This window comes from Desulfamplus magnetovallimortis (genome assembly GCF_900170035.1).
Classification (GTDB): Bacteria; Desulfobacterota; Desulfobacteria; order Desulfobacterales; family Desulfobacteraceae; genus Desulfamplus; species Desulfamplus magnetovallimortis.
In genome coordinates this window covers 54,227-77,591 of sequence record NZ_LT828548.1, presented here as the reverse complement: position 1 = coordinate 77,591, position 23,365 = coordinate 54,227, and the positions used below count along the sequence as shown (strand labels likewise).

Annotated in this window: 9 protein-coding genes; all 9 read right to left on the bottom strand. The window is 43.2% G+C overall.

Going from position 1 to position 23,365, the window contains the following annotated elements; all coding sequences use genetic code 11:
• Nucleotides 1-277: 277 nt before the first annotated feature.
• Nucleotides 278-3,163, bottom strand: coding sequence for a glycine cleavage system aminomethyltransferase GcvT (gcvT, locus tag MTBBW1_RS29620; protein WP_245809418.1), 2,886 nt, complete (start codon nt 3,161-3,163; stop codon nt 278-280).
• 34 nt (nt 3,164-3,197) lie between these two features.
• Nucleotides 3,198-8,066, bottom strand: a complete 4,869-nt coding sequence (locus MTBBW1_RS15340; RefSeq protein WP_080804649.1) for a response regulator — start codon at nt 8,064-8,066, stop codon at nt 3,198-3,200.
• A gap of 6 nt (nt 8,067-8,072) precedes the next feature.
• Nucleotides 8,073-8,954 (bottom strand): substrate-binding periplasmic protein, encoded by an 882-nt coding sequence (locus MTBBW1_RS15335; protein WP_186441355.1) that lies wholly within the window; start codon nt 8,952-8,954, stop codon nt 8,073-8,075.
• Between the two features lie 16 nt (nt 8,955-8,970).
• A complete protein-coding gene (locus tag MTBBW1_RS15330; RefSeq protein WP_080804647.1) occupies nt 8,971-10,473 on the bottom strand; it encodes a PAS domain S-box protein in 1,503 nt (500 codons plus the stop codon).
• 59 nt (nt 10,474-10,532) lie between these two features.
• Nucleotides 10,533-18,497: a transporter substrate-binding domain-containing protein gene (locus tag MTBBW1_RS15325; protein ID WP_080804646.1), complete on the bottom strand. Its 7,965-nt coding sequence runs from the start codon at nt 18,495-18,497 to the stop codon at nt 10,533-10,535.
• Nucleotides 18,498-18,731: 234 nt separating this feature from the next.
• Complete coding sequence (locus MTBBW1_RS29615) at nt 18,732-19,958, bottom strand: response regulator (protein WP_245809417.1); 1,227 nt, start codon at nt 19,956-19,958, stop codon at nt 18,732-18,734.
• Between the two features lie 15 nt (nt 19,959-19,973).
• Complete coding sequence (locus MTBBW1_RS15315) at nt 19,974-22,145, bottom strand: HD domain-containing phosphohydrolase (protein WP_080804645.1); 2,172 nt, start codon at nt 22,143-22,145, stop codon at nt 19,974-19,976.
• A gap of 185 nt (nt 22,146-22,330) precedes the next feature.
• Nucleotides 22,331-22,711, bottom strand: coding sequence for a DUF1987 domain-containing protein (locus MTBBW1_RS15310; protein ID WP_080804644.1), 381 nt, complete (start codon nt 22,709-22,711; stop codon nt 22,331-22,333).
• A gap of 200 nt (nt 22,712-22,911) precedes the next feature.
• Nucleotides 22,912-23,365: SiaB family protein kinase (locus MTBBW1_RS15305; RefSeq protein WP_222424072.1), on the bottom strand; the 454-nt coding region annotated here is incomplete at its 5' end.

Here is a 23,365-nt window from a genome sequence, read left to right as displayed (position 1 = left end):
CATCATACTCATCGGCAGCAGAACAAAAAAACATAAGCATAAAATTTACGGGTTTGATTTTAAAGTCGGCCACTGTAGAGGCAATCCTGTGTGATTGCCTCTTTGGGGGCAAATCTGTTGCCTTAAGGACTCATCGTCGTTTTTGGTAGGGTCACGGCGTGCCGTGCCCTTACATTCCATGCCCGCAATGTCGTTAAGTCAACACCATTGCCTTGGAGGGCAGACACATTGGTCTCTGCCCCTACAAAAATGGCCGAAAATATAATCAAGCCACAATTTACAACAGGGAGCTAAGTTTATCCATAAATCCTGAAAGATGCTCTGATCTGTCAAAACAGAAATGAAGTTCCTGAAAATTATTTCTGAAAGCAGAGACCTTTTCTCCCACTGATTTTCTGCCATTTACTGCATCATGAATCAACTGGGCAATCTGCTGGAAATCATTCTCTTTCATGCCAAAACGGGTCATCTCGGATACCCCCATACGCAATGCTCCTGATGCTGTAAATCCCTCCTCTTCCGGTGTGGCTTGATAGTTTACAATTATATTATTTTTTTCAAGGAAATCAGCAACTTCTGCCCCTTTTGCATATCCAACATCAAGAATCACCTGATGGGTATGTGTAAAACCATCAGCTTTCTCGCCTGCAACCGGCATACCAAGATCTGAAAGGGCTGATGCAAAGGCTCTGGCATTGGCAATGACCTGCTTCTGGTATGAATCTTTAAAATGATTCATCTCATATGTTGATGCCAGCAATCCCAGCATGGTACCAAGGTGATGGTTGCTTACACTGCCCGGAAATGCCCGGCGTTCAATTGCCTCCCAAAGGGGAAACTGCACATCCTCTGTATCATAATTCCCTGCAATGATGCCCCTTTGGGTTCCAAAAAATGTCTTGTGAGTCGAGCCTGTCACAAGGTCAGCACCATCTTTAAAAGGTTCCTGAAAATGCGGACCTGCAAGCCCGAGTACATGAGCCATGTCATACATAATGATAGTAGAAAGCCCTGCACTTTCAACCATTTTACGAATCTGGGCAACAGGTTCCGGATATAGTGTCATGCTTTTGCCAAAAATAACAAGTTCCGGCTTATGAATTTCAATAAGGCTTTGACAGGCATCAACATCAATCCTGTATGGATTATCCTTACAGACAGGAAAATTAACCACAGCAGGTTTTTCTGTCATGGGATCCCTTGCCACAAAATCCCTCAAAGCACCCATGGGCTGGGCACTTAAATGACCTCCGTTAAGGATATGGTTATTTATGATTTTCCTGATGCGACGCTGCTCACTTTTTCTGTCTGCCCGATTTATATAATCCACAATAGCACTGAAAACAGCACTGTTTGCCATCTGCCCTGACACCACCCTGCTTTCCACGTTCCGGCATCCAAGATAGGTGCAAAGCTCCTTTATAAGAAGGGATTCAACCTCGGCAATAAATTCTGTACCCTGGTAGTAGAAAACTTCATGATCATGGAATGCCTTTACTTTTTTGTGTTCCGCATATCTTCCGGAAGGATCCATGATAGATAGCATCCTTGCAAAGGAAGATGCTGTCTGCTCTGACGGAATAAGGTTAATGCAGTCCTTCTGACGCCATGTGGTATTATCAATAGCTTTTTTGATCAGGGCAATCATCTTCTCTTCGGATTGCGAGGGTGATAGTGATGTTGGCGTTTGAGTTTGGTTTTGAGTTTGGTTTTGAGTTTGGGTTTGAATTTGGTTTTGAGTTTGAGTTTGAATTTGGTTTTGAGTTTGAGCTTGAACTTGGTTTTGAGTTTGAGCTTGAACTTGGTTTTGAGTTTGAGCTTGAGTTGGGATGACAGATGTCCCAGATTGTTCTAAATTTCCATAACCTGCCACTCCATCAACAGCCATATTAGCTGAGTCTGAATTCTCCGGTTTAATCTCCCTGCCTGACTCATCCCACATTATGGCCCTTGCAAAAGGGGGTGCCTCTGCCCTCATGTGATAGGGCACAACAATACCGGTTGACATTTTTTTTCGGATTTTGATCTCAAGTTTACTGCCCTGGACCACATCAGCATCAACAAGTGCTGTTGCAATTGCTCTTTTATCATCACTGTCACTGAACAGAGATGCAATTCCATCTCCCTTGGTTGTCCAGCAGGGAACCATTGTGCCGCTTGTGATAAAACCCACAAGAGTGCCATCCCTGTAAACCTCGCACCCTGCCCTTGCAATACCTTTACCAGTAATGGCAACAGGGACAATTACCCTGGGAAGGGCTTTTATATCTGAATAGTTAAAATCCGTAATCCTCTTTAATGCTTCAAACTGATCTGAAAGAGCATTTTTACCAATAAAATCCCCTTTCTGTTGCGCAAAACTGACAGCAAATCTGGCAAGGGGACATGCAAAAACCGGAATCGGATTTCCTTCAGGATCATCTCCGAACTCATGGCCGTAAAGGGGCAAAGAGGCTTCAAGTCTTAATGTATCCCTTGCTCCAAGTCCGATGGGTTCCGCACCTTTGGAGATTAAAAGCTCCCAGATGGCAACAGCTTCATCCTTGTCCATAAAAAGCTCAAATCCAATGGGGTCACCTGTATAACCGGTTCTTGCAAGAAACACCTTTGCTCCTGCAATAGTTACTTCACTCAAGTTGTTTCTCAATGGGATGGGAAGAGTACCAGATTCAATAAGATCATTCATTATCTTCCTGGATTCAGGTCCCTGAAGGCTCAACATTCCCATATCAAAGGTCTGATCCTTAAGCTTCAGGTCATTGAATTTTTCCGCCTGTTCCCTGAAATGGTTCCAGTCTTTTTCACGGTTTGATGCATTAACAACAAGAAGATAGTTCTCTTGATTAAAACGGTAAAGATAGGCATCATCTATTGCAAAACCATTGTCATCAGGGATTATTGTGTATTGGCTCTCATTCACTTCAAGGGCAGCAGCATTATTGGAAAGTACCCTCTGAAGAAAAGGCAGGGCATCCTCTCCGCTTATGATAAAACGTCCCATGTGGGATACATCAAAAAGTCCTGCATGTTTTCTGGTACTCAGATGTTCATGGATAACCCCTTTTTTATACTGCACCGGCATATCCCAGCCACCAAAATCCACCATGGTGGCACCAAGGTCCCTGTGTTTTTCATTAAAAAATGTCCTGTTCAATGAAGACATATCTGATATTCTCCTCAATTTTCTTTTATGGCGGTCATGTTCTCATTCCCGTTATAATATCAATAAGCATTAATGCTTTCTTAAAATTGTATTTATCAATCAATTTCTGAAGCTCTTTAAGTTGAGTTGCAATACTATCCGGCCACGAAAACGCAACTATCTCAGCCATAAGCTCCTTTGATTGCTTCGGTTTTTTTCTCTCCACAATGGGAAGAAGTTTTTCCATAAAATCTTTCAGTTGTTCCATGCTAGCCGAAGGGGCTTGTGAATCTCTGTTTTTTTTATCTCCATCATCTTCCAGGGCATTCGGCAGAAGAGCGCTTTTCTTTAGCCCATCTATGGCAACTGAGAGATCAGAAGCGAGAGTTTCAAGCAGTGATGAGATAGCAGCCAGTTCACCATTTTTTATGGCATGCTCAACAGACCCTGCACTCTCCTGAATATCAAGAGCTCCAATATTAGCTGCCACCCCTTTTAAGGTGTGAGCAAGACGCTGGGCAAGGGTAAGATCTGAGATATCCAGTGCATCTTGAATCTGTTGAACACTGTTGTCAAAATCCCGCAGAAATTTTCCAAGGATAGTCACGTACAATTTTTTATTTCCAGAGACGCGTGACAAACCATTTTCAATGGAAATCCCGGGAAGCACATCTATGGCATCAAGAGAATCTGTAGTTTCAGAATCTCTCAATAAATCATCTCTGCTTTGCACCTGCTCAGACAATGTTTTGTTAATATTTACTGGTGATGGAGTCTGAGTCTGGCTGTCTCCATTATTTTTTATCTTTGCCTGATCTAAACATTTTGGCTTATCTATACATTTTGACCTATTTATACACTTTGATTTACCTGAAAAACTTGTCTTATCAGCAAACTCCTTAACCATCTCCCTTTCTCTCGGTTTAATCCACTTAAGGAGGGTATTGATCAACTCCTTTACATCAATGGGCTTTGCCACATAGTCGTTCATACCTGCTGATGCTGCCTTTTCCCGATCCTGAATCATGGCATTTGCGGTCATGGCAATGATTGGAAGATCAGAAAAAAGAGACTCCTGTCGGATGAGGCGAGTGGCTTCATATCCATCCATCACCGGCATCTGAATATCCATCAACACAACATCAAACATCTGCCCACTTGTCTTATGCTCCATTACCTTTTCCACACCTTTTTGTCCGTTTTCGGCAATGGTGACCTTTAAACCGGCGCTGGTAAGGATTTCAAAGGCAATCTGCTGATTGATCTCGTTATCTTCCACCAGAAGAATTTCAGCGCCCCGGATCGGCATGAGATTTTTTTCTTCACTCTCTTTAACCTTTCCAGATTTAAAGGAGGTTCCAGTGTCCTGGCTTACAAAAGCTTCCATAATCGCATCCAGCAAATCCGATTGTGAAACCGGCTTGATAAGCATACCGTCTATATCTGCCATGTTAAAAGCGGTATCCCCATCTACGTCTGCCTCATCCCAGGCAAAGGCTGTAACCAGGATGATTTTTGGAAAAAGAGACAATTCTGGAATTGAACGAATGGCGTAGGCGGTCTCCATGCCATCCATACCAGGCATTTTCCAATCCATGAAAACAAGCTCATAGGGGCGCTTGGAAGCATGTGCATCTTTAATAAGTTCAAGACCTTTTTTGCCGGAAGATGCCAAATCCACATCAAACTGCATTGCTGTAAGCATCTCTTCCAGTATCTGACGGGCAGTTGAGTTATCGTCAATGACCAATACCCGCATCCCTGACATCTCCTGGGCTGGTTTCAGAGGAATCTTAAGATCACCGTCACCTATTCCAAACCATGCTGTAAATATAAATTCACTCCCCTTTTCCGGCTTGCTTTTAACCCAGATCTCTCCGCCCATGAGGTTTACAAGACGCTTGCATATGGTAAGTCCCAATCCTGTTCCTCCATATTTACGGGTTGTGGATGCGTCTGCCTGGGAGAATGCCTGAAAGAGCCTGGAGCACTGTGCCTGTGTCATACCGATACCGGAGTCCCGAACCGTGAATTTTAACTTGACAGTTGCATCACAGGAAAACTCCATGACCTCGGTAGTGAGAAAGATCTCCCCTCTTTCCGTAAATTTCACGGCATTATTTCCAAGGTTAATAAGAATCTGACCCAGGCGAAGGGGATCTCCTTTTAAATAATCCGGAACTTTAGGATCTATTCGAAACAGTACCTCCAGCTCCTCTTTTTCCTGGGCTTTGACAGTAATCATATTGCAAACATTTACAAAGGTATCCGCAAGATCAAAATCAATGGACTCCATCTCCAGTTTTCCTGCTTCAATCTTGGAGAAATCAAGAATATCATTGATAATGCCCAATAGGGATTTAGCAGAGAGATCAATCTTGTTTAGATAATCCCTCTGTCTTGAATTTAGTTCTGTTTTGAGTGCCAGATGACTCATTCCCATGATAGCGTTCATGGGGGTTCTGATTTCATGGCTCATGTTGGCGAGAAAGTCACTTTTTGCTCTGGTGGCTGCCTCGGCAACCTCTCTTGCATGTTTTATCTCCTGCTCGGTTTTCTGGCGGGCGATGAATGCACCTATGATTTCAGCAGTTGTTGTAAGGAGAGCAACATCCGGAAGAGACCATTCCCGACGCAGCATGATATCATCAAAACCTATGAAGCCATGCCATACTCCAAAGACCTGAAACGGAAGAACAAGAACGGAAAGGGTTTGCTGGGCTTCCAGCACAATACGCTCCGGTTCAGGAAATTCCTCCACCAGTCCCATGATAGGTTCACCCTGTTCCAGGCTCCGCTTCCAGCGCATAAATCCTTGTGAATATGGTTTACCGTTCATTCCAGCGGTTCCGCGGTTATCGCTAACGGTGCCAAGTGGCTCAATTCCGGGAGCTGCTGCATCAAACTGGAGGCTCATGAAAAGCTCATTGCCATTTTTCAGGATGTTTTCAAACACATAAATCCTGTCTGCCCTGACCACAGAGAGCAGTTGTTGAAGGGCTGTAATCAAAATCCCATGCTCTGTTCCTGTTCCTAAAAGTGCCTGTGATATGGCAGCCATGGCCCTTTCAGATCGAAGGCGACTTGCTTGTGCCATTTCCATGCTCTTAAGGTAGGTTATGTCTTTCACCGACTGGATAGCACCTGCTCTTTTGCCTTCCGAATCCAATAGCAAAGCCGCTGTCTCAAGCAGATATCTGCCTCCATTTAAAGAGGGATAAAAGGATTCTGCAACCACCCCACCAGATTCCAGTTGCCTCACAGATGGATATGCCTCCATTAATGCTTTCTTTGACTCCCCTATCCTGTTGAGTAAAACTGGCCGGCGATCTCCATGAAACGGCAGACTGTACTCGTAATTCTCCTTTCCAAGCATTGCCCTGGCTGAAATGCCTGCCAACTTTTCCATGGCCTTGTTCCATGATATTATCCGGCCTCGGTTATCAATTACAAATGTGGCTTCAGGCAAAAAATCTATTATCTGTGCCAACTGCGAGCTGGTCTGATTAAGTTCAAAAGTTCGCTTTGCAACCATCTCTTCAAGGTTAATGGTGTAGTGCTTAAGTTCATCAAGCAATCTGTTAAAAGTTGTTGCCAGAACACCGATTTCATCGGATCTGTTCAGCATACGACTATCATGAATAGAGACATCATCTTTAAGATTTGCAGAAGAAATTGCTTTTACTCTATGAGTCAACTTTAACAGGGGAGCCACAAGCTTCCGGGAAAAAAAGAGGGCGCATAAAATACCTATAACCAAAATTAAAGCGCCAAGTTTAACGACATTGACAATTACCTGTCGAATGGGTTGATGCAACTCCTTACGGGGCACAGCTCCAATTAGATAAACCGGATAATCAGGAACAGCAAGAGTGGAGATCATCATGTTTTTATATTTTTTCTTAAGATCTGCAATGGTATCCCATTCACGGGATTCAACAGTAACATAGTGATGTTCATCAATTTTGGGACTTCTACTTATAGCAGGCAGCACCATTGTACCTTCAGGAGTTTTACCCAAAAAGGTGAGAAAACCATGCTGTCCAATGGTAATCTGGGAAAACAAAGTGTCGTTTATTTTCTCAAGATCCAACAACAAAAGTATAAATTTTCCCTGAAGCGGTCTGCCGTTATCAAAAAAAGGTCTTACCAGTACAAGTACTTCCTTGTTATGGCCCAATGGCTGCATTGAAGCTTGGCTAAATTGCTGCGTTGAAGTTTGGCTCAATGGCTGCGTTGAAGCTTGGCTCAATGGTTGCGTTGAAGTTTGGCCCAATGGCTGCGTTGAAGTTTTGCTTGATATTTCACCGAATGTCGAGTTTGATTTTTTTTCAGGGGAGTTACCAGCAGATGGAGGAAGTTGACCTTTAGTCAATGTTTGATGGAAAGATTTGTCTGGGGTTTGAAAAGAGGGTCTAATGGCAACCTGACTTAATTCAGCCCCTTTAAATTCATCATTAAAAAAATACTTCAAATTGGTTACAAATGGCTGACCACGATTAATCAGATTAGTGATATTTTCCCTGATTTCTTTGCCTTTTGCAGTTCTATCCTGTTTAAACATATGGTCATACAGAAAGGTCTTATCGCTTATCAAAATAATATTGGTAATCCAGGGGGCATTTTTGGTTGTCTGATTCAGGTGGGCTTCCAGTCCGGAACGGGAAAGGGTTGCCATCGCAGGGTTTTTGAAAAATATGTTTACAATGGGGTGATCATTCCACAACTCCAGATTCATGGACTGCCATTTCAAAAAGACAAGGAAAAGCTCCCGTCCCTGGCTGACACGCTGGGGTAACTCACGTTCCACAACTGTCTGCAAAAGTTTTGATGAGTTTATGGATGTGGCAATGGTCAATGGAATCACCACTCCCATAATGAGGCAGGTAACTCCCAATACAAGCCTGGTTTTGATGGAATGCACTTATTATCAATCCTGTAATAAATTGGTTATAAAAAGAGTAAAATCACTTAAAGCAATACCCACTTTTTCACTCCATATCTTATCAAATCGGGAGCCTGTAATGGCCTGGGATTCAAAAAATTTATGTACAGCAGCTTGCAGATCCTTATCTTCCTTCCGAAATGCCCATCCCAGTTGTTTTGGGGTGCCTATGGGAAAGGCAACAACTGAGTTTTTAACTTTGTTACGAGTCCAGTTCAATGCTCCGTCAGCACCAATAACAGTGAAATCGACTATCCCTGTATCCACTGCCTGCATACTCGCATCTGTGGGCATGAACTCTATGGTTATGGGATTTTCTGACAGCGTTGATGCATTCTGACCGTCAATCCAGGTATGATAACTTGTGCCTTTCTGTATGGCTGCGGTTTTTCCGGCAAGATCTGCTATGCCCTTGATTCCGGACAAACGATCCTTATGCACCACTACCACCATGCGGGTCTGAAACAGGATAACAAAATCAAGTTTTTGAAGACGCCAGTCGTTCATAACCATATCATTGGGATAGCAGTCGCACTCACCGCTTACCATTAATTCCGGTGTATATGTGGCGTCTCTAACCGTTACGCCTTCTGCATTATGAAACTGCCGATCCCAGGATTCCAGTTGCTTCACCTTCGCCGGAATCCCCATTCCCTCTGCAAAGGCAAGGCCCATGGCAGCATAAAGCTCATGGCTGGAGCCCGCCACGCAAAGCCTTATTTCATTTGTTTTTCGAATCACTTCAAGCGAACGTGCCAATGCTGTGTCTGTCAAAATAGACCCGAACAAGCACAACAATAATAATGAACGCACAATATTTGCAATTAACGATATCCTGCTGATTCCAATTTTATTTCCAATTTGCATAATTTCTCCCCATAGGTCAAACATGGCGGTTTGACATAAGCTTCATTCCAAGCTGGAAGAGCATATCTTCCACTATTTCTGACGCATCCTTAAAATTGTATTTACCCACAAGCTCATCAAGCTCATCTATCCTGTCTTGATTTTCATCCGGCCAAGTATGTTTCATAATTTCCACCATGACCTCCTTGCACAGTTTGGCTTTCTTCTTTTTCAAATGCAAGGATAATTGTTCCAGCATATTTTCCAGATAAAAAAAATCCCCTTGCAAACCGCTTTCCGGGGAGATCCCATTGTTATCAGGTGAGATCATACCACTATTTTCTGTATTTTCTGTTATTACTACAGAGGCACTGTTTTCATCCTCCTCTTTTTCGATCTCTGTATTTAGAAGTTCCGGAACAGTATCAAGGGTCTTCTGAAGAGAGTTAGCTGCCTCATCCAATTTTTTAAGGTACTCCTGCTGATGTTGAATCAAGTCTGTTTCCATGAGCCGGCTGCAGTTTTCAATTATGGAATTTATTGGGTGCTTTATTCCACTGCGTATATCGGCAAAAATCTGATGATGACCTTTAATGGTATCTTCTGCAGCATCCCTTGCAAACCTTATTCTCTCATCTGTCTGCTCTCTTGCAATATAGACACCTATCATTTCAGCAGTTGCACCAAGCAGTTTTTCATCTGTTTGTGACCAGAAACGACGGGTATAGGTATCCTCAAATCCAATAAATCCATACCACTTACCCTCCACTTGCAAGGGAAGAATCAACAGGGAAATGGAGTTTTGCTTTTTCAAAACAACCTGTTCATTTTTGGGAAAACCATCAATAACCCCTTTTATATGATTGCCCCGACTCAACTCTTTCTGCCAACGGCCAAAATCATCTTTATATGAACGAACAGTTGCCCCGACAAAACGTGTCAATGAAGGCACCCCCGGAGCACACGCTTCAAATTGGAGTTCTGCAATAATATTGCCGTCTTCGTTGCTGTTATTCTGAAACACATATACCCTATCCACCTGTGCGGCAATCACAAGTTGCTGAAGTATCCTCTCCAGCTCAACAGCTTCACCCCCTGCACTCATAAGGGCCTGGGATATTGCAATAACTGCTTTTTCAGAGCGCATCCTCTGGGCACGTTCAGCATCTGCTCTCTTTTGCGCCGTAATATCAGAAACTGTCATGACGGCGGCAGTAAAACCATTTTCTTCATTACGGACAGGTGATATGCATAGATCCGCCCATCTTTCTTCACCATCCTTACGTACAAAACAGCACTCCTGGTTGACTTTACCCATAGTGCCCTGAATCTGCTTTAAAGTAAGCTTATCAAGCTTTTCAGCGTGATCTGCCTGCAAAATATCCATCAAAACCAGATGCTGCAACTCCTCTTTCTGATATCCTGAAAAGTTTAAAAACATTTCATTAACACAAATAAATTGCCGCTGTTCATTCAGGGTTGCAATCCCCACTCCAGCGTTATCAAAAATCACCCGGAAGCAAGCGTCCTGTTCTTCCATAGTTTTTCCACTCTCTTTCTCTTTAGCTCAATGTCGATTTAAAGGCCTTTAATGCATTATTACCACTCTTCTTTATTGAGAATATCAATAAGCAACAATGCTTTTTTAAAGTTGTATCTGTCAGTCAATTTCTGAAGCTCTCTAAGATGCGTTGAAATAGTGTCCGGCCACGCCAATGAAACCATTTCAGCTATTATCTCCTTTGACTGTTTAGGTTTTTTTCTCTCCACAAATGGAAGAAGTTTTTCCAGAAACTCTTTAAGTTGCTCCATGGTACCCATGGTTGATGAAGTATTAGCTCTCCCCCCGTCCCCATTTAAAAATGAAATATTATCCTTTAGTCCGTTTAGAACAATATAGAGATTATTAGATAAGGTTTTTATAGAGGATGATATATCATAAAAATCGTTATTTTTAATGGCATATTCCACAACCTCCGCACTCTCCTGTATATCAAGTGCGCCGATATTACCGGCCACTCCTTTTAAGGTGTGTGCCAGGCGCTGGGCAAGGGAAAGATCGCCGCTGTCCAATGCCGCCTGAATCTGATCAGCATTACCGTCAAAATCCCGCAGGAATTTACCGAGAATAGTCAAATACAATTTTTCATTTCCAGAGACACGGGACAAGCCGTTTTCAATTGAAATCCCGGGAAGTTTTTCCATTTTATCAACTGAGAGTTTTATATCATCTAACAGCTTTGTATTCTCTGAGATATCTGCCCGATCTGAAAATTTTGAATGCCCTGAAGGATTTGGTTGACCTGAAGGATTTGGTTGATCTGAAATTATTACTTTATCAGCAAACTCTTCAGAGTTGTGGGGTTCTTTAGGCTTAATCCACTTCAGCAGTGCATGAATCAACTCCTTTACATCAATTGGTTTTGCCACATGATCATTCATACCGGCTGCTGCGGCCTCTTCACGATCCCGGGTCATGGCATTGGCGGTCATGGCAATTATGGGAAGATTGTTAAATTCCGGGCATTTTCTAATAGCTCGGGTTGCTTCATAGCCATCCATCACCGGCATCTGGATATCCATCAGCACCGCATCAAACATCTTGCCAGAACGGGACTTTACTTTTTCCACTCCCAATTGTCCATTTTCCGCAATTGTGACATTTAACCCTGATCCCGTAAGGATTTCAAAGGCTATCTGCTGGTTGATCTCATTATCTTCAACCAACAGAATTTCAGCACCCAGCAATGGTTTGAGCTGTTCATCCCCGATATCCTGCCGGGATGCAGCTCTTCTTCCTGCTGCATGACTGCCAAATGCCACCATGATTGCATCAAGCAAATCTGATGGAGAAACAGGCTTGATAAGCATCCCGTCCATCTCGGCCTTATCCAGCTCTCCAATAGCATCATCATGGGCATAGGCGGTAACCATGATAATTTTGGGAATGGTCTCCAGATCAGGAAGCGACCGAATAACTCGACTGGCCTCCATGCCATCCATTTTCGGCATTTTCCAATCCATGAAGACAAGTTCATAGGGATGATTGGCAGCATCAGCCTCTTTTATCATCTCAATTCCCTTTTTACCTGCAGAGGCTTTGTCAACATCAAACTGCATTATCTTAAGCATCTCTTCAAGTATTTTTAGGGCAGTTAAATTGTCATCAATCACCAATACTCTCTTTCCGGCCATATCTTCAGCAGGCCTTAAACAGAGTTTGCCCTCACCTGCTCCGATCCCGAACCAGGCTGTAAATATAAACTCACTACCCTTTCCCGGCTCACTTTCAACCCATATATCACCATCCATAAGTTTCACCAGGCGTTTGCAGATGGTGAGTCCCAATCCAGTTCCTCCATATTTACGGGTGGTGGATGTATCAGCCTGGGAAAAAGCACGAAACAGTTTTGCGCATTGCTGAGGGGTCATGCCAATACCTGAATCCCGAACCGTGAATTTCAGTTTTACTTTTTCCGGGGTCATTTGGGAAGATTCCGTTCCAAAACCTGTATCTTCAACTTCAGAAGCTACATCCCCCAACTGTGCCCCTTTGAATTGTGTCCCTTCGTTAAGCGGCTCCAATTCTAACGAGCTCCTGGAAAACTCCATTACCTCAGTTGTAAGAAGGATTTCCCCACTTTCGGTGAATTTTACGGCATTATTTCCAAGGTTGATCAAAACCTGCCCCAGACGAAGGGGATCACCCTTGAGATAATCCGGTACACGTGGGTCTATCCGGAAAAGAACTTCGAGATTCTCTTTTTCATGAGCCTTAACAGTGATCATGTTAGAGACATTAATGAAGGTATCCATGAGATCAAAATCAATAGATTCCATCTCCAATTTTCCAGCCTCAATCTTGGAGAAATCAAGAATGTCATTTATGATACCCAATAGAGATTTGGCAGAAACATCAATCTTGTTAATATAGTCCCTCTGTCTGGAATCAAGTTCGGTTTTAAGAGCAAGGTGGGCCATCCCCATGATGGCGTTCATGGGGGTGCGGATTTCATGACTCATGTTGGCAAGAAAATCGCTTTTTGCTCTGGTGGCGCTTTCTGCAGCATCTTTGGCATTGAGAAGCTCCTGTTCAGCCTTTCTGCGTTGGGTGATATCACGAAATGTAACCACTGCACCTATGAGATTTCCGTCTTTTTTTACAGGAGTGCTTGTATATTCAACGGGAAAACCAGAACCATCTTTACGCCACAAAAATTCATCATCCACAAGCTGACTCTCTCCAAGGGTGAAAGACCTGCCCATTGGACAATTATCTGCCGGATAGGAAGTGCCATCCGGGTGGGAATGGTGGATCAACGGGTGTGCCAGATGTCCCAGAAGCTCATCATCGCTCATGTCAAGCATTTTACAAGCTGCTGGATTGACAAAATCAATTCGTCCAATTGCATCAAGACCGAAAATACCCTCTTCAGTAGATTGAAGAATCAGTCGTGTCTGCTCTTCAGCAGCTTCCATGGCCTTTTTGGCCGCCTTCCGATCTTCTTCTGTCCGAAGTCCTGCTATGCCATGGGAAACACTGTCTGCAAGCTGCTGCAGGGCATAGATATTATCTCCGTCAAAGCTTTGAATACTCTCCCCATAAAGAGTAATGACACCAAAGGCATCTCCGTGTTTCATAAGGGGCAGTGCCAGCACAGAGAGGTAACCGCGCTCCAGAGCATTCTCCCTGTAAGGAGCATAGTCGGCATTGCCAGCAACATCGGAAATCAGAACGTATCGCCCGCTTCGAATTGCTGTTCCGGATGGATAGAGTAACTCCTTCGCTGCAGACCATGTGAGAGTAAGAGTTTCAAGATACCCTTTTTCAAATCCGTATCTCCCAGCAATGCGGATTTTTTTATCCTGATCAAATTCTGCAAACCCGATCCATGCAAAGAGCTTTTCATTGGCTTCTACGACAATTTTACACACGTCGGAGAGAAGCTGGGGTTCCGTCAATGCGTGCATCACCGTTTCATTGATTCTGTTAATAGTGGTAAGATCCCTGTGGGCTCTGGCTTTAACAAGCTCCTCCTGCTTGCGAAGGGTAATATCCCTTATGACAGCAGCCACCCATATTCCCTGGTCAGTCTCAATGGGACTCAGCCCCACTTCAACCGGAAAAAGCGAGGCATCTTTTTTGACGGCAAGCAGTTCCAAGGTCTTTCCAGCCGGTAGAATATCAGGATTGGCAATATATTTCCGGCGATTGGCCGGATGCATATTCCGGATATGCTGTGGTACCAGGATCTCAACTTTTTCCCCTAAAAGAGCTTTTCTGTCATACCCGAAAATGGCTTCAGCCTGTGCATTGACAATTAGGATACTCCCCTCTTCATTAATGACAATCATGGGATCAGGAGCAGACTCCAAAAGAGATTGTATCCGCCCTTCACGCTCCTGCAGATCTGCGGTACGCTGGGCCACACGCTCCTCCAGCTCATCCTTGGCCAGTCGAAGTGAACGGTTGGCCCGTTGACCAATCCATACGGCAAATCCGGTCAGCAGTACAGCCAGCAAAAGTGTTACAGACAGAAGTATGACAACAGTGTTGCGGATAAACAGATAGACCCGCATAGCTTCATCACGATCAATTTCAGTGGCCATGCCCAGATTAAGTGTGGTATCCCATATCCATGCCCCCAGTACAGGTACTCCCCTATAATCTCGATATCCGTCAAGATTCAGGCCATTTCGTCCTTCAATGGCTTCTTTGGCCATAAGTGTAAGTGATGCCTTTTCAAAATCCGGTAATCTTTTATTATTTTGATACAGATTCCCTTTATGATCATTACCACTATTTTGAACTATGATTTGATCAAGCAATAAATTTTTGCCCGGGTCACGGATAAATACAGTGGGTTTGCTTTGATTTACAGTCGGCTTGCTTTGAGGTAAATTAGGTTTGCTTTGAGTATCCCTTTTGATCAAACCGAGATTTTCCATTTTATTATGGAATCGGCTCTCACTTATAAGACGAGCCTGGTCATCAAAGGCGTAAGTTTCACCTGAATTCCCTAAACGACCCAGTCGCATGATACGGTTATAAAGGGTCTCATCTACCTGGAGAAAAAGGGCTGCTATAATCTCCTGATTTTCATCTCGAATCGGTGTACCAAAAAACATGATGTATTGATTGGCATTTAACAGGCTCTCTATCTCATCATCCTCTCCGGCTGTACCTTCAAAGCCTTGCTGTATGCCAGAAACTTTTTCCAAACCTTGCTTTATAACTGATGAATCTTCCAAGCCTTGCTTTATAACTGATGAATCCTCCAAGCCTTGCTTTATGACTGATGAATCTTCCAAGCCTTGCTTTATAACTGATGAATCCTCCAAGCCTTGCTTTATGACTGATGAATCTTCCAAGCCTTGCTTTATGTCAGAAAACCTTTCAGACTCTTGCCGCATTCCGGACGGCTTCCATGAGCTATTCTGCATGATTGAGGGAATCAGCAGAGTCTCCCCCATTAAAATACGATTCATCAACTTAGGATGGCGATCCGCAATCATACTTTTTATTCCGATATGAGCATCATCCATGGAAGCATAGTTAATACAATCCTTACCTACAACAAAAAAGCTTAAATTTTCATCAGCATATTGACGACGGATGCCAATGGTTGCAAAATAGCCTCTTAGTTCTTTCAACATGAAACTTGACTGCAGTGCTATGTTTTGAGGGAGTTCTCCCAACAGGCGGAGACTCTCACGTTTTACCACATCCGAAGCGGCAATATGCTGAATATTGGAGATATTGTTTTTAGCCCAGATACGCAATGCTTCGTGGGTAGTAGCTAAAATCGTAGATAGTGTGTGTCCAATGCCCTGCTTTATTTCCAGCTTTATCTGGGCAACGGCAAGCCATGTGGCAATGGTCACAACAATCATAAATACAACAATGACACCAAAACCAAGCCCTTTTAAGCGTGCAGCCTTATATACAGAAGTCTCCTGGTTCAACACTGATCTGCGTAACAAAAAAGCAAGAAAAAACAAAGTAACTATGAAAATGGCCAGTAACGCCGCGACCTGTATTCCAATTTTCCTCAGATTAACTGATTCTATTTCCGGCCCAACTGTTTCATCTGTTTCACTGTTTTGCGGGAATAATCGGTTCTCTTCATGTGGCATTCCAATCCATCGGGTGTTAAGATCAAGCATCTCTTCATTGGAGATCAAATGCATCCCCTTTTCAAGAATTCCGAGTAACACCTGATTCTCTTTTGACACTGCAATGTGAAGGGGAATGGGTTTTGTATCGGTATCACTGATACCGAGATAGCCCCCCTCCTTAAGGTTGGTCACCTGCAACTTGATCATCAGATAATTCACCACCTGAACCAGGTCAAAAAGGGCATCTGCTTCTCCCTTAGATACAGCAAGAATTGCTTCGGCTGTGTCCTTTACAGGTATGATTTCGATGTCCGGATAATTTTTCAGAATCTCTCCCCCCAAAAAACCTCTGGGCACAGCAACGCGTTTACCAAAAAGATCGTTGATGCCCTCCACAGGGCTATCTTCAATGCGGATAAAAAGCTTCTGAATCATCTTTATATAATCCGGTGTAAAGCTGAAAGAGAGTTCCCTCTCCGGAGTTTTGGCAATATTAAGCATCACATCCAGATCACCGGTTTTTAACATCTTTATAAATTCATCCCATGAAGGGCCGCTTATAAACGATAGATCCAAACCCGTTTTTTTTGCTATTAACTTTGCATACTCAATTGAATAGCCCCTGGCCCTTTTATTTTCATAAAAATTAAAAGGCGGCCAATCCATCTCATTATGAACCCGAATTACCGGGTGTTTTGCGATCCACTCCTTTTCCGTTGGGGTCAAAAATACCGCTTCTGTTCCCTTTTTGTAAAACCGAGTCTCCTTTTTTGGAATCCAGCGTGCTTCCAGAGCTGCCAATTGAGTGAACGGGATAGCTGCAAAGCCTTTGTTGATGTTGTTCAATAAAGATTCATTTTCATGTAGTACCCCTGCATGAATGGTATTTCCCATAACCACTTCCGCCCCTTGCTTTAAGGCTCCGGGAAATCCCAGGCGACCAAGCTCAGCTTCAACAGAATTGATTTCATGCAGTATTGCCCTAATCTCCTTTTTCAACAGGGCCAGGATCATATTTTCGCCGTTTGAGAAGGGAACAATTTGAAGATCAGGATAGGTGTTAAGCAGATATTGCTCCTGATATGAATTAGCCCTTACACCGATTTTCTCAGTGGTAAGTTGTGCAAGGGAGAGCTGCGGTTGGGAATTATGAAAATATAGGGCTGTATCAGCCTTGTAAATGGGGTCTGAAAAGGAGAGCCATTCCGATCGTTCCTGGCTTTGAAAAAGCCCTGAGTGGATATCTGCTGCACCGCTTTTCATTGCCTCAAATGTGCCTTCCCAGCTTGATAGATAAAATTTTATTTTTATGCCGGTGGTCTGGCTCCAAAGCTCCCACATCTCCACCAACAACCCTGTGGGGTCTCCATTGGGTCCAAGAAGGGTCAGGGGAGGATAATTGCGTTCCATGGTAATAATGAGTGCCCCATCGTCTTCGGTACGGCTTCCTGATACCCATTGCCTGGATATTTCTCTCTTCTCCTTTGTAGTAATCTGCAGAAAGCCGCCAAAAATATGATTCATCATTGCTTTGCTACCTTGGGGCACAGCAACAAAAAAATCCTTACTGTACAACGGGGCGTTGGATTGGAAATTGACACTCTGTCTCATATTATTTTTTTCAAGGTGGTAAAAACCGGTCTGTGTATCAGCGACAAAGGCCATTATTTTACCGGAAGCAAGTGCGGCAATCATCTTCTGGTAATCGGGATACTTCTGGAGAGCCGCTTCAGGCATGTATTTGTTAAACCAGTATTCGGCAAAATCACCGTTCAGGATACCAAGACGGTAGGCCATAAAATCCTGGTGATTTTTAGGTGCCGGAAGCCTTTTGTCATAAAAAATGTGGGTCTCAGATTTGCTTATAGAAGGGCCGAAATCCAAATATTCATCCCGGGCTTCACTGTAAAAAAGACCGGCATGAGCATCGGCATCTCCCCTTTGCATGATGGCAAGGGTTTCATCCCAGGAAGCAGGAATAAAATCAATTGCAATGCCTGTTTTCTGTGACCACAACTTCCAATAGTCGATTAAGATACCGTCAGGTTCACCTTTAGGATTCTGGAAATGGTAGGGGATCATATCCTTGCTGTAAACGACTTTGATTTGTTCCGGCCCGTCAATGTCATCAGCACTAAGGGAGGCAGTGAAGATAAAAGAAAATATAAAAAAAAGAAGGATAATAGAGGTTAACGGACATGGCAGCTTTCTCTGCCACAATGAAGCATGCAAATTCTCAAGAACCTTTAAAAAACGGGATTTTTTTGGGCATCCGTCAGATGAACCCAAAAGTACTTTACACTTTTTTGTGAGAGATTCCCGATATTTAGAGTTTTTTCTCCGAAAATTGTAAAATGGAAAATGAAGCATGCCTTTTTTTGCATCATTGCCGGGTTGCTTTGCTCCACTCTTCAGATTTTGAACTGGGGCAATATACGGTAACATTTATATTACTACTCCAACTGCTCGGTTGTGTCTCAACTCCGTTGTTATTTAAGGGCTTGATTATATTGTCTGGCATTTTTGTGGGGGGGAAGAGCGATGTGTCTGACATTCAAGAGGGCAATCACACAGGATTGCCCTTACAGTGGCAGATGTTAGAACCAAACTCCAAATTATGGAATGGGTTTTAAATACTTTCGCCCGCTTAGTGTAAATCAGAAAATCAGAAATAAGAATCTAAAGTCTGAATCCCATAACCGATACATCATCCCTTCTTTTCTCACTTCCTTGATAGACTTTCAGTGCGTCAGAAATATACGCACTCTGGCGGTATAGGGGAAGTTCCTTCATCTCAAGGATCAATCGCATAAACCTTTTTTTACCAAAAGATCGTTTTTTCTCTCCTCCTACCTGATCCAGCAAGCCATCTGATGTCATGTAATAGGTATTATCGGGCAACAGATCAATAGTGTGGGAGGTAAATGTGATATCCTGTGGAACATTGCAATACCCAATACTTTTCCGTTCCCCTTTTATGATGGTAATATCATCCCCGTTAAGAATAAACAGGGGAAATCCTGCGCCAGCAAATCGCATTGTACGACGATCTCCGGAGATATAGCATGCCCCGCATTCAAAACCATCATTGGATTGATATGCCTTATCCTGCCTCTCTTTTTGTACATCATTTTTGCCATGGTCAACATGATCCTGATTCAAGCCTTTCTGAACAATGCAATGTAAGGTCTGAAGCAAAAAAGAGAGATCCCCTTCCTCAACCTCAGAAAGGGCATGCTCCAGCGCACCATTACCTATTAGACTCATAAACGCACCTGGGACACCATGTCCGGTGCAATCTGTCAAAAAAAGGACATGACCACCCTTCCAGGGTTTACACCAGTAGATATCTCCCCCCACCACATCCCTTGGTTCCCAGAGGATAAAATAATCGGAAAGGATGTTTCGGATACGTTCTGGAGAAGGCAAAGTGGATTTTTGAATCCGGCTGGCGTAGTGAATGCTGTCAGAAATTACATTATAGGCTTCTCTGAGCTGTGAGGCAACAGACTCAAGGTGATCGCGGTTTTTTTTAAGTTCAATCTGATTTTTCACCCTTGCTTTAACAAGAGCCGGGCTGAAGGGTTTTATTACATAATCCACTGCCCCCAGTGCAAGTCCCCTTGCTTCATCCTGCACTTCACTCATAGCTGTCAGAAAAATAACAGGAATATTACTGGTTTCAGGGTTTGATTTTAGCTTCTCACACACCTGATATCCGTCCATTCCCGGCATCATTATATCCAGGAGGATGAGATCTGGCTTCTCCTCTTCAATATCTTCAAGGGCAGTTTCGCCATCCATGGCAACCCGGACATCATAGTAATCTCCAAGGGTATCAACCAGAACATCAATATTGGTTTCCGTATCATCCACAATCATCACAATAAAATCTGACAAGTCCATAATAATATAGTTCCCTTATTTCCCGCACAGTTCTGCCACATCCACATCATCCATCTGTTTTTTATCCAGGAAACGTTTGGCGTACTGATTATAAACACCACTTGACAGGAAAAGATCAAACAGGTCTGGATCAATATGCCTGTCCTTTTTCATGAATCCAAGAATTCTGACTGCTTCGCTGAGGGTCTTTGCTTTTTTATAGGGTCGATCGCTTGCCGTCAGTGCTTCAAACACATCGGCTATGGCAAGAATTCTCGCCTTCAAGGGAATAGATGTCTCATCCAGTTTTTTGGGATAACCGTTACCAACAAGGGTTTCATGGTGAGATCCGGCAATATCCACAACCTGGGATAGCTGTCTGGGAAAGGGCAGTTTTTCCAGCATCACAATGGTCTGGATGGCATGCTCAATAATTTTAAAACGCTCCTCTTCCGTCAATGTTCCCTTGGCAATCTTAAGATTGTAGCACTCACCCTGATTAAAGAGATACTCCGGTGCATTGACCTTAAACCCATATTTTTCAAAATCATAGGAGGAAGCACCATCTGGTTTGGGAATGAGATGCTCTTTGCGATCAGCCAGAAGATGTTCCGTGGCTGGCAGAGATTGCGGAGAAATTCCCTTCAAGCGATAGATTTCGGCCTCGGAAAGTCCAAGGCGGTCATCAAAATGACGTTGCCAGGTGATGGTTGCAATTTCATCCAGACGCTTCTGTTTGCTCTCATCCATGAATTCACCACCTACGTTGCAGGATGCGACAAAGGCAAAATCCTCCTGGAGACGGTTGAGTTTTTCATCAAGCTCTTTTTTTAGAAGGGCCTGTCTTTGTGTCTGCTTTATGGTTATCTTTTTCCGCTGCTCAGGCTCTTTCGGCTGCTCCTGACCAAGTGGTGTTTCTTGTTGCATAGCAGTTTGTTGTAGAGCATCTTCCTTATCCCCCTGCATGAGGGCATTCAGATACTCAATCACGCAATCCCTATAAAGCACTTCAAAACGGGTACGGACTTCATGGATTCTGTTGTAAATGGTCTCCAGCTTGGTGGCCTTGTCCACAACATACTCCGGGGTTGTCACCTTGCCACAATCGTGTAGCCAACTGGCAATCCTGAACTCCCGCCATTCACTCTCCTGCATGTCAAAATCCGCCCATGGTCCTTCCATTGTCTCACATGCTACACGGGCAAGCATTTCGCTCAAAACAACCACCCGTTCACAATGGCCCCCTGTATAGGGAGACTTTGCATCAATGGCACTTGCAATGAGTTTAATCAAGGAATCCAGCAGCTGCTGCTGTCCATCCAGCAGCTGCTGATTAATAAGTGCTACAGCTGCCTGACTGGCCAACCCCTCCACAAAACCAGCCATCTCCTGGGAAAAGGGAATCACACGACCTGTTCCCTTTATACGTGCATTAAACAGAACCAGAAGCCCTACCACCTCTCCCTGACTCTGCTTTAAAGGAACCGCAAGGTAGGATTGGGAACGATAGTCAAATTTTTCGTCAAACGCCTCAATGTCGGCAAAGTCAAAGTCACTGGATTCCCTGATGTTGGCAATACTCACAGTTCTTCGTGTCAATGCTGTATGGGGGATGACCATGTAATAATAGGGGCGCTGATTTTCGGGATCCCGCAGCAGAATGGGGGCAAAAGGGATGGTGCGACCAGAGTTGCCGCCAAAATGAAGATCCAGGGAATCTACTCCAAAAAGCTCATATCTCAGGCTGTCCGATGGCTCATCAAACAGCAGCAATCCCCCGCCATCAGCATTGGTCAGCTCCTTTGCACCGGCAAGAATCATCTCCTTGAAGCGATTGAGATTTCGCTCCTTTGACAGGGCGATACCTATTTCAACCAGTTTTTCCAGTTTTTCCTGTGCTGATTGGAGATCCTTTGTCCGGTCAGCCACCTTTATTTCAAGGAGTTCTGCATGTTGGGAGAGTTCAGCGTGGGTTTTTTCCAACTCTTCCTGCTGCCTGGAGACCTGAATATTTACCTGTTTCAATCGGTTTTCATTGCTGTCACTAACTCGCATCAGACGATCTGTTGTTTTCAGCAATTTTTTGTACTGCTTCAGTAGTTTGGTAAATTCTGACGAATAATCAACCCCTTCATCACCACCCTGCAACAGTGCCTCACCGGCTTCAAATATCATCTTTTCTTTTTTGAAAGAGTCGCTTATTATCATTCGAGTTCAACCTCATTATTTAATATTAACTTCAAAAGAATTAAACCGTCATGGCCGGAGTCCGGCCACCCCCGAGTATGGAAATAATGTATCCATTTCCACGGTAAAATATTCATGGAGCATGCCAAATTTTTGGTGTTTCCGAATTTTTACAAAACCATCACATCATACAAAATCAAAACAGATTATTTGATCTTCATGTTAAACTGTGCAGAGTCAAGATCCTCACCAAACTCCTCACCCAACTCCTCCATATGATCGTCGTCCTCTTCATAGATCCAGTTTACAATAACACTATTCCCATTTTCCGCAGTCTCTTCCATCAGGTCAAACAATTCCATCAATACCTTTGCCGTGCTGCTGTTAAAATAAATGAGTTCAAAATTCATTTCTACGGATGAATCAGATAGCTGGCCAAGGTGCTGTTTCAATTTTCCCATAATGTCATCATAAAAATCATTCACATTCTCCGGGTATGACTCTCCGGTAATACTAAATATATTTTTTTCAAAATCAAAACTAATTTCAGGTGTACGTTCTGTGGGACTGATTTTGATATTTTCCATGATTGTTTCCTTCATTTTTAAAATTTTTTAATGGCCTTTTTAGATATATTATTCCAGAAAGTTAAAACGACAATGAAAAAGCCTAAATATCTGTTATCTTAACAATTTTTTTGATAAAAAAAATAAAATATTTATCTGGAAAGCTATAGTATAAGCCATTTCCGTTTTCCGTTTAATATCACAAAAATCAGTGATAATCATTAAACATAAGCTTTTAAACTGAAAAAGTAGGTATCAGTATCAATCTCTACAAAATCATAATCGAAACCATTTTTAGCCCGCAAGGCAACTTCAATAAATCCAACACCAGCTCCCTTACTTCCTTCTGGAGTCTCTCCCTTTAAAATTGTTTTATAAAGACTTTTCAACTCTTTTCTGTCCAGAGTTTTGATCTTCTCCAGACTTTTTTTGATTCTCTCGACATCTTTTACATCAATCTGATTGCCGCAATCAATATAGGTTTTTGAACCTTCCTTTCCAAGTGTCAGTATGCCATAACTTACCTCTTTTTCCTGCTCAAGAACTCCTCTTTGAGCTGAATAGCGGATTACATTCTGCACCTGCTCAACAAATACGGAAAAAGCATTTTTGCTGGTTTTTTTGTCGGCCTCATTGATCATCAACGTTTGCTTGATTGCGTCTCCAATGCTAAGT

Coding starts and splice junctions, on each gene's coding strand:
- MTBBW1_RS15325 (WP_080804646.1), bottom strand. CDS start 18,497: ATGTTACCGTATATTGCCCCAGTTCAAAATCTGAAGAGTGGAGCAAAG.
- MTBBW1_RS29615 (WP_245809417.1), bottom strand. CDS start 19,958: ATGGACTTGTCAGATTTTATTGTGATGATTGTGGATGATACGGAAACC.
- MTBBW1_RS15310 (WP_080804644.1), bottom strand. CDS start 22,711: ATGGAAAATATCAAAATCAGTCCCACAGAACGTACACCTGAAATTAGT.
- MTBBW1_RS15330 (WP_080804647.1), bottom strand. CDS start 10,473: ATGGAAGAACAGGACGCTTGCTTCCGGGTGATTTTTGATAACGCTGGA.
- gcvT (WP_245809418.1), bottom strand. CDS start 3,163: ATGTCTTCATTGAACAGGACATTTTTTAATGAAAAACACAGGGACCTT.
- MTBBW1_RS15335 (WP_186441355.1), bottom strand. CDS start 8,954: ATGCAAATTGGAAATAAAATTGGAATCAGCAGGATATCGTTAATTGCA.
- MTBBW1_RS15315 (WP_080804645.1), bottom strand. CDS start 22,145: ATGATAATAAGCGACTCTTTCAAAAAAGAAAAGATGATATTTGAAGCC.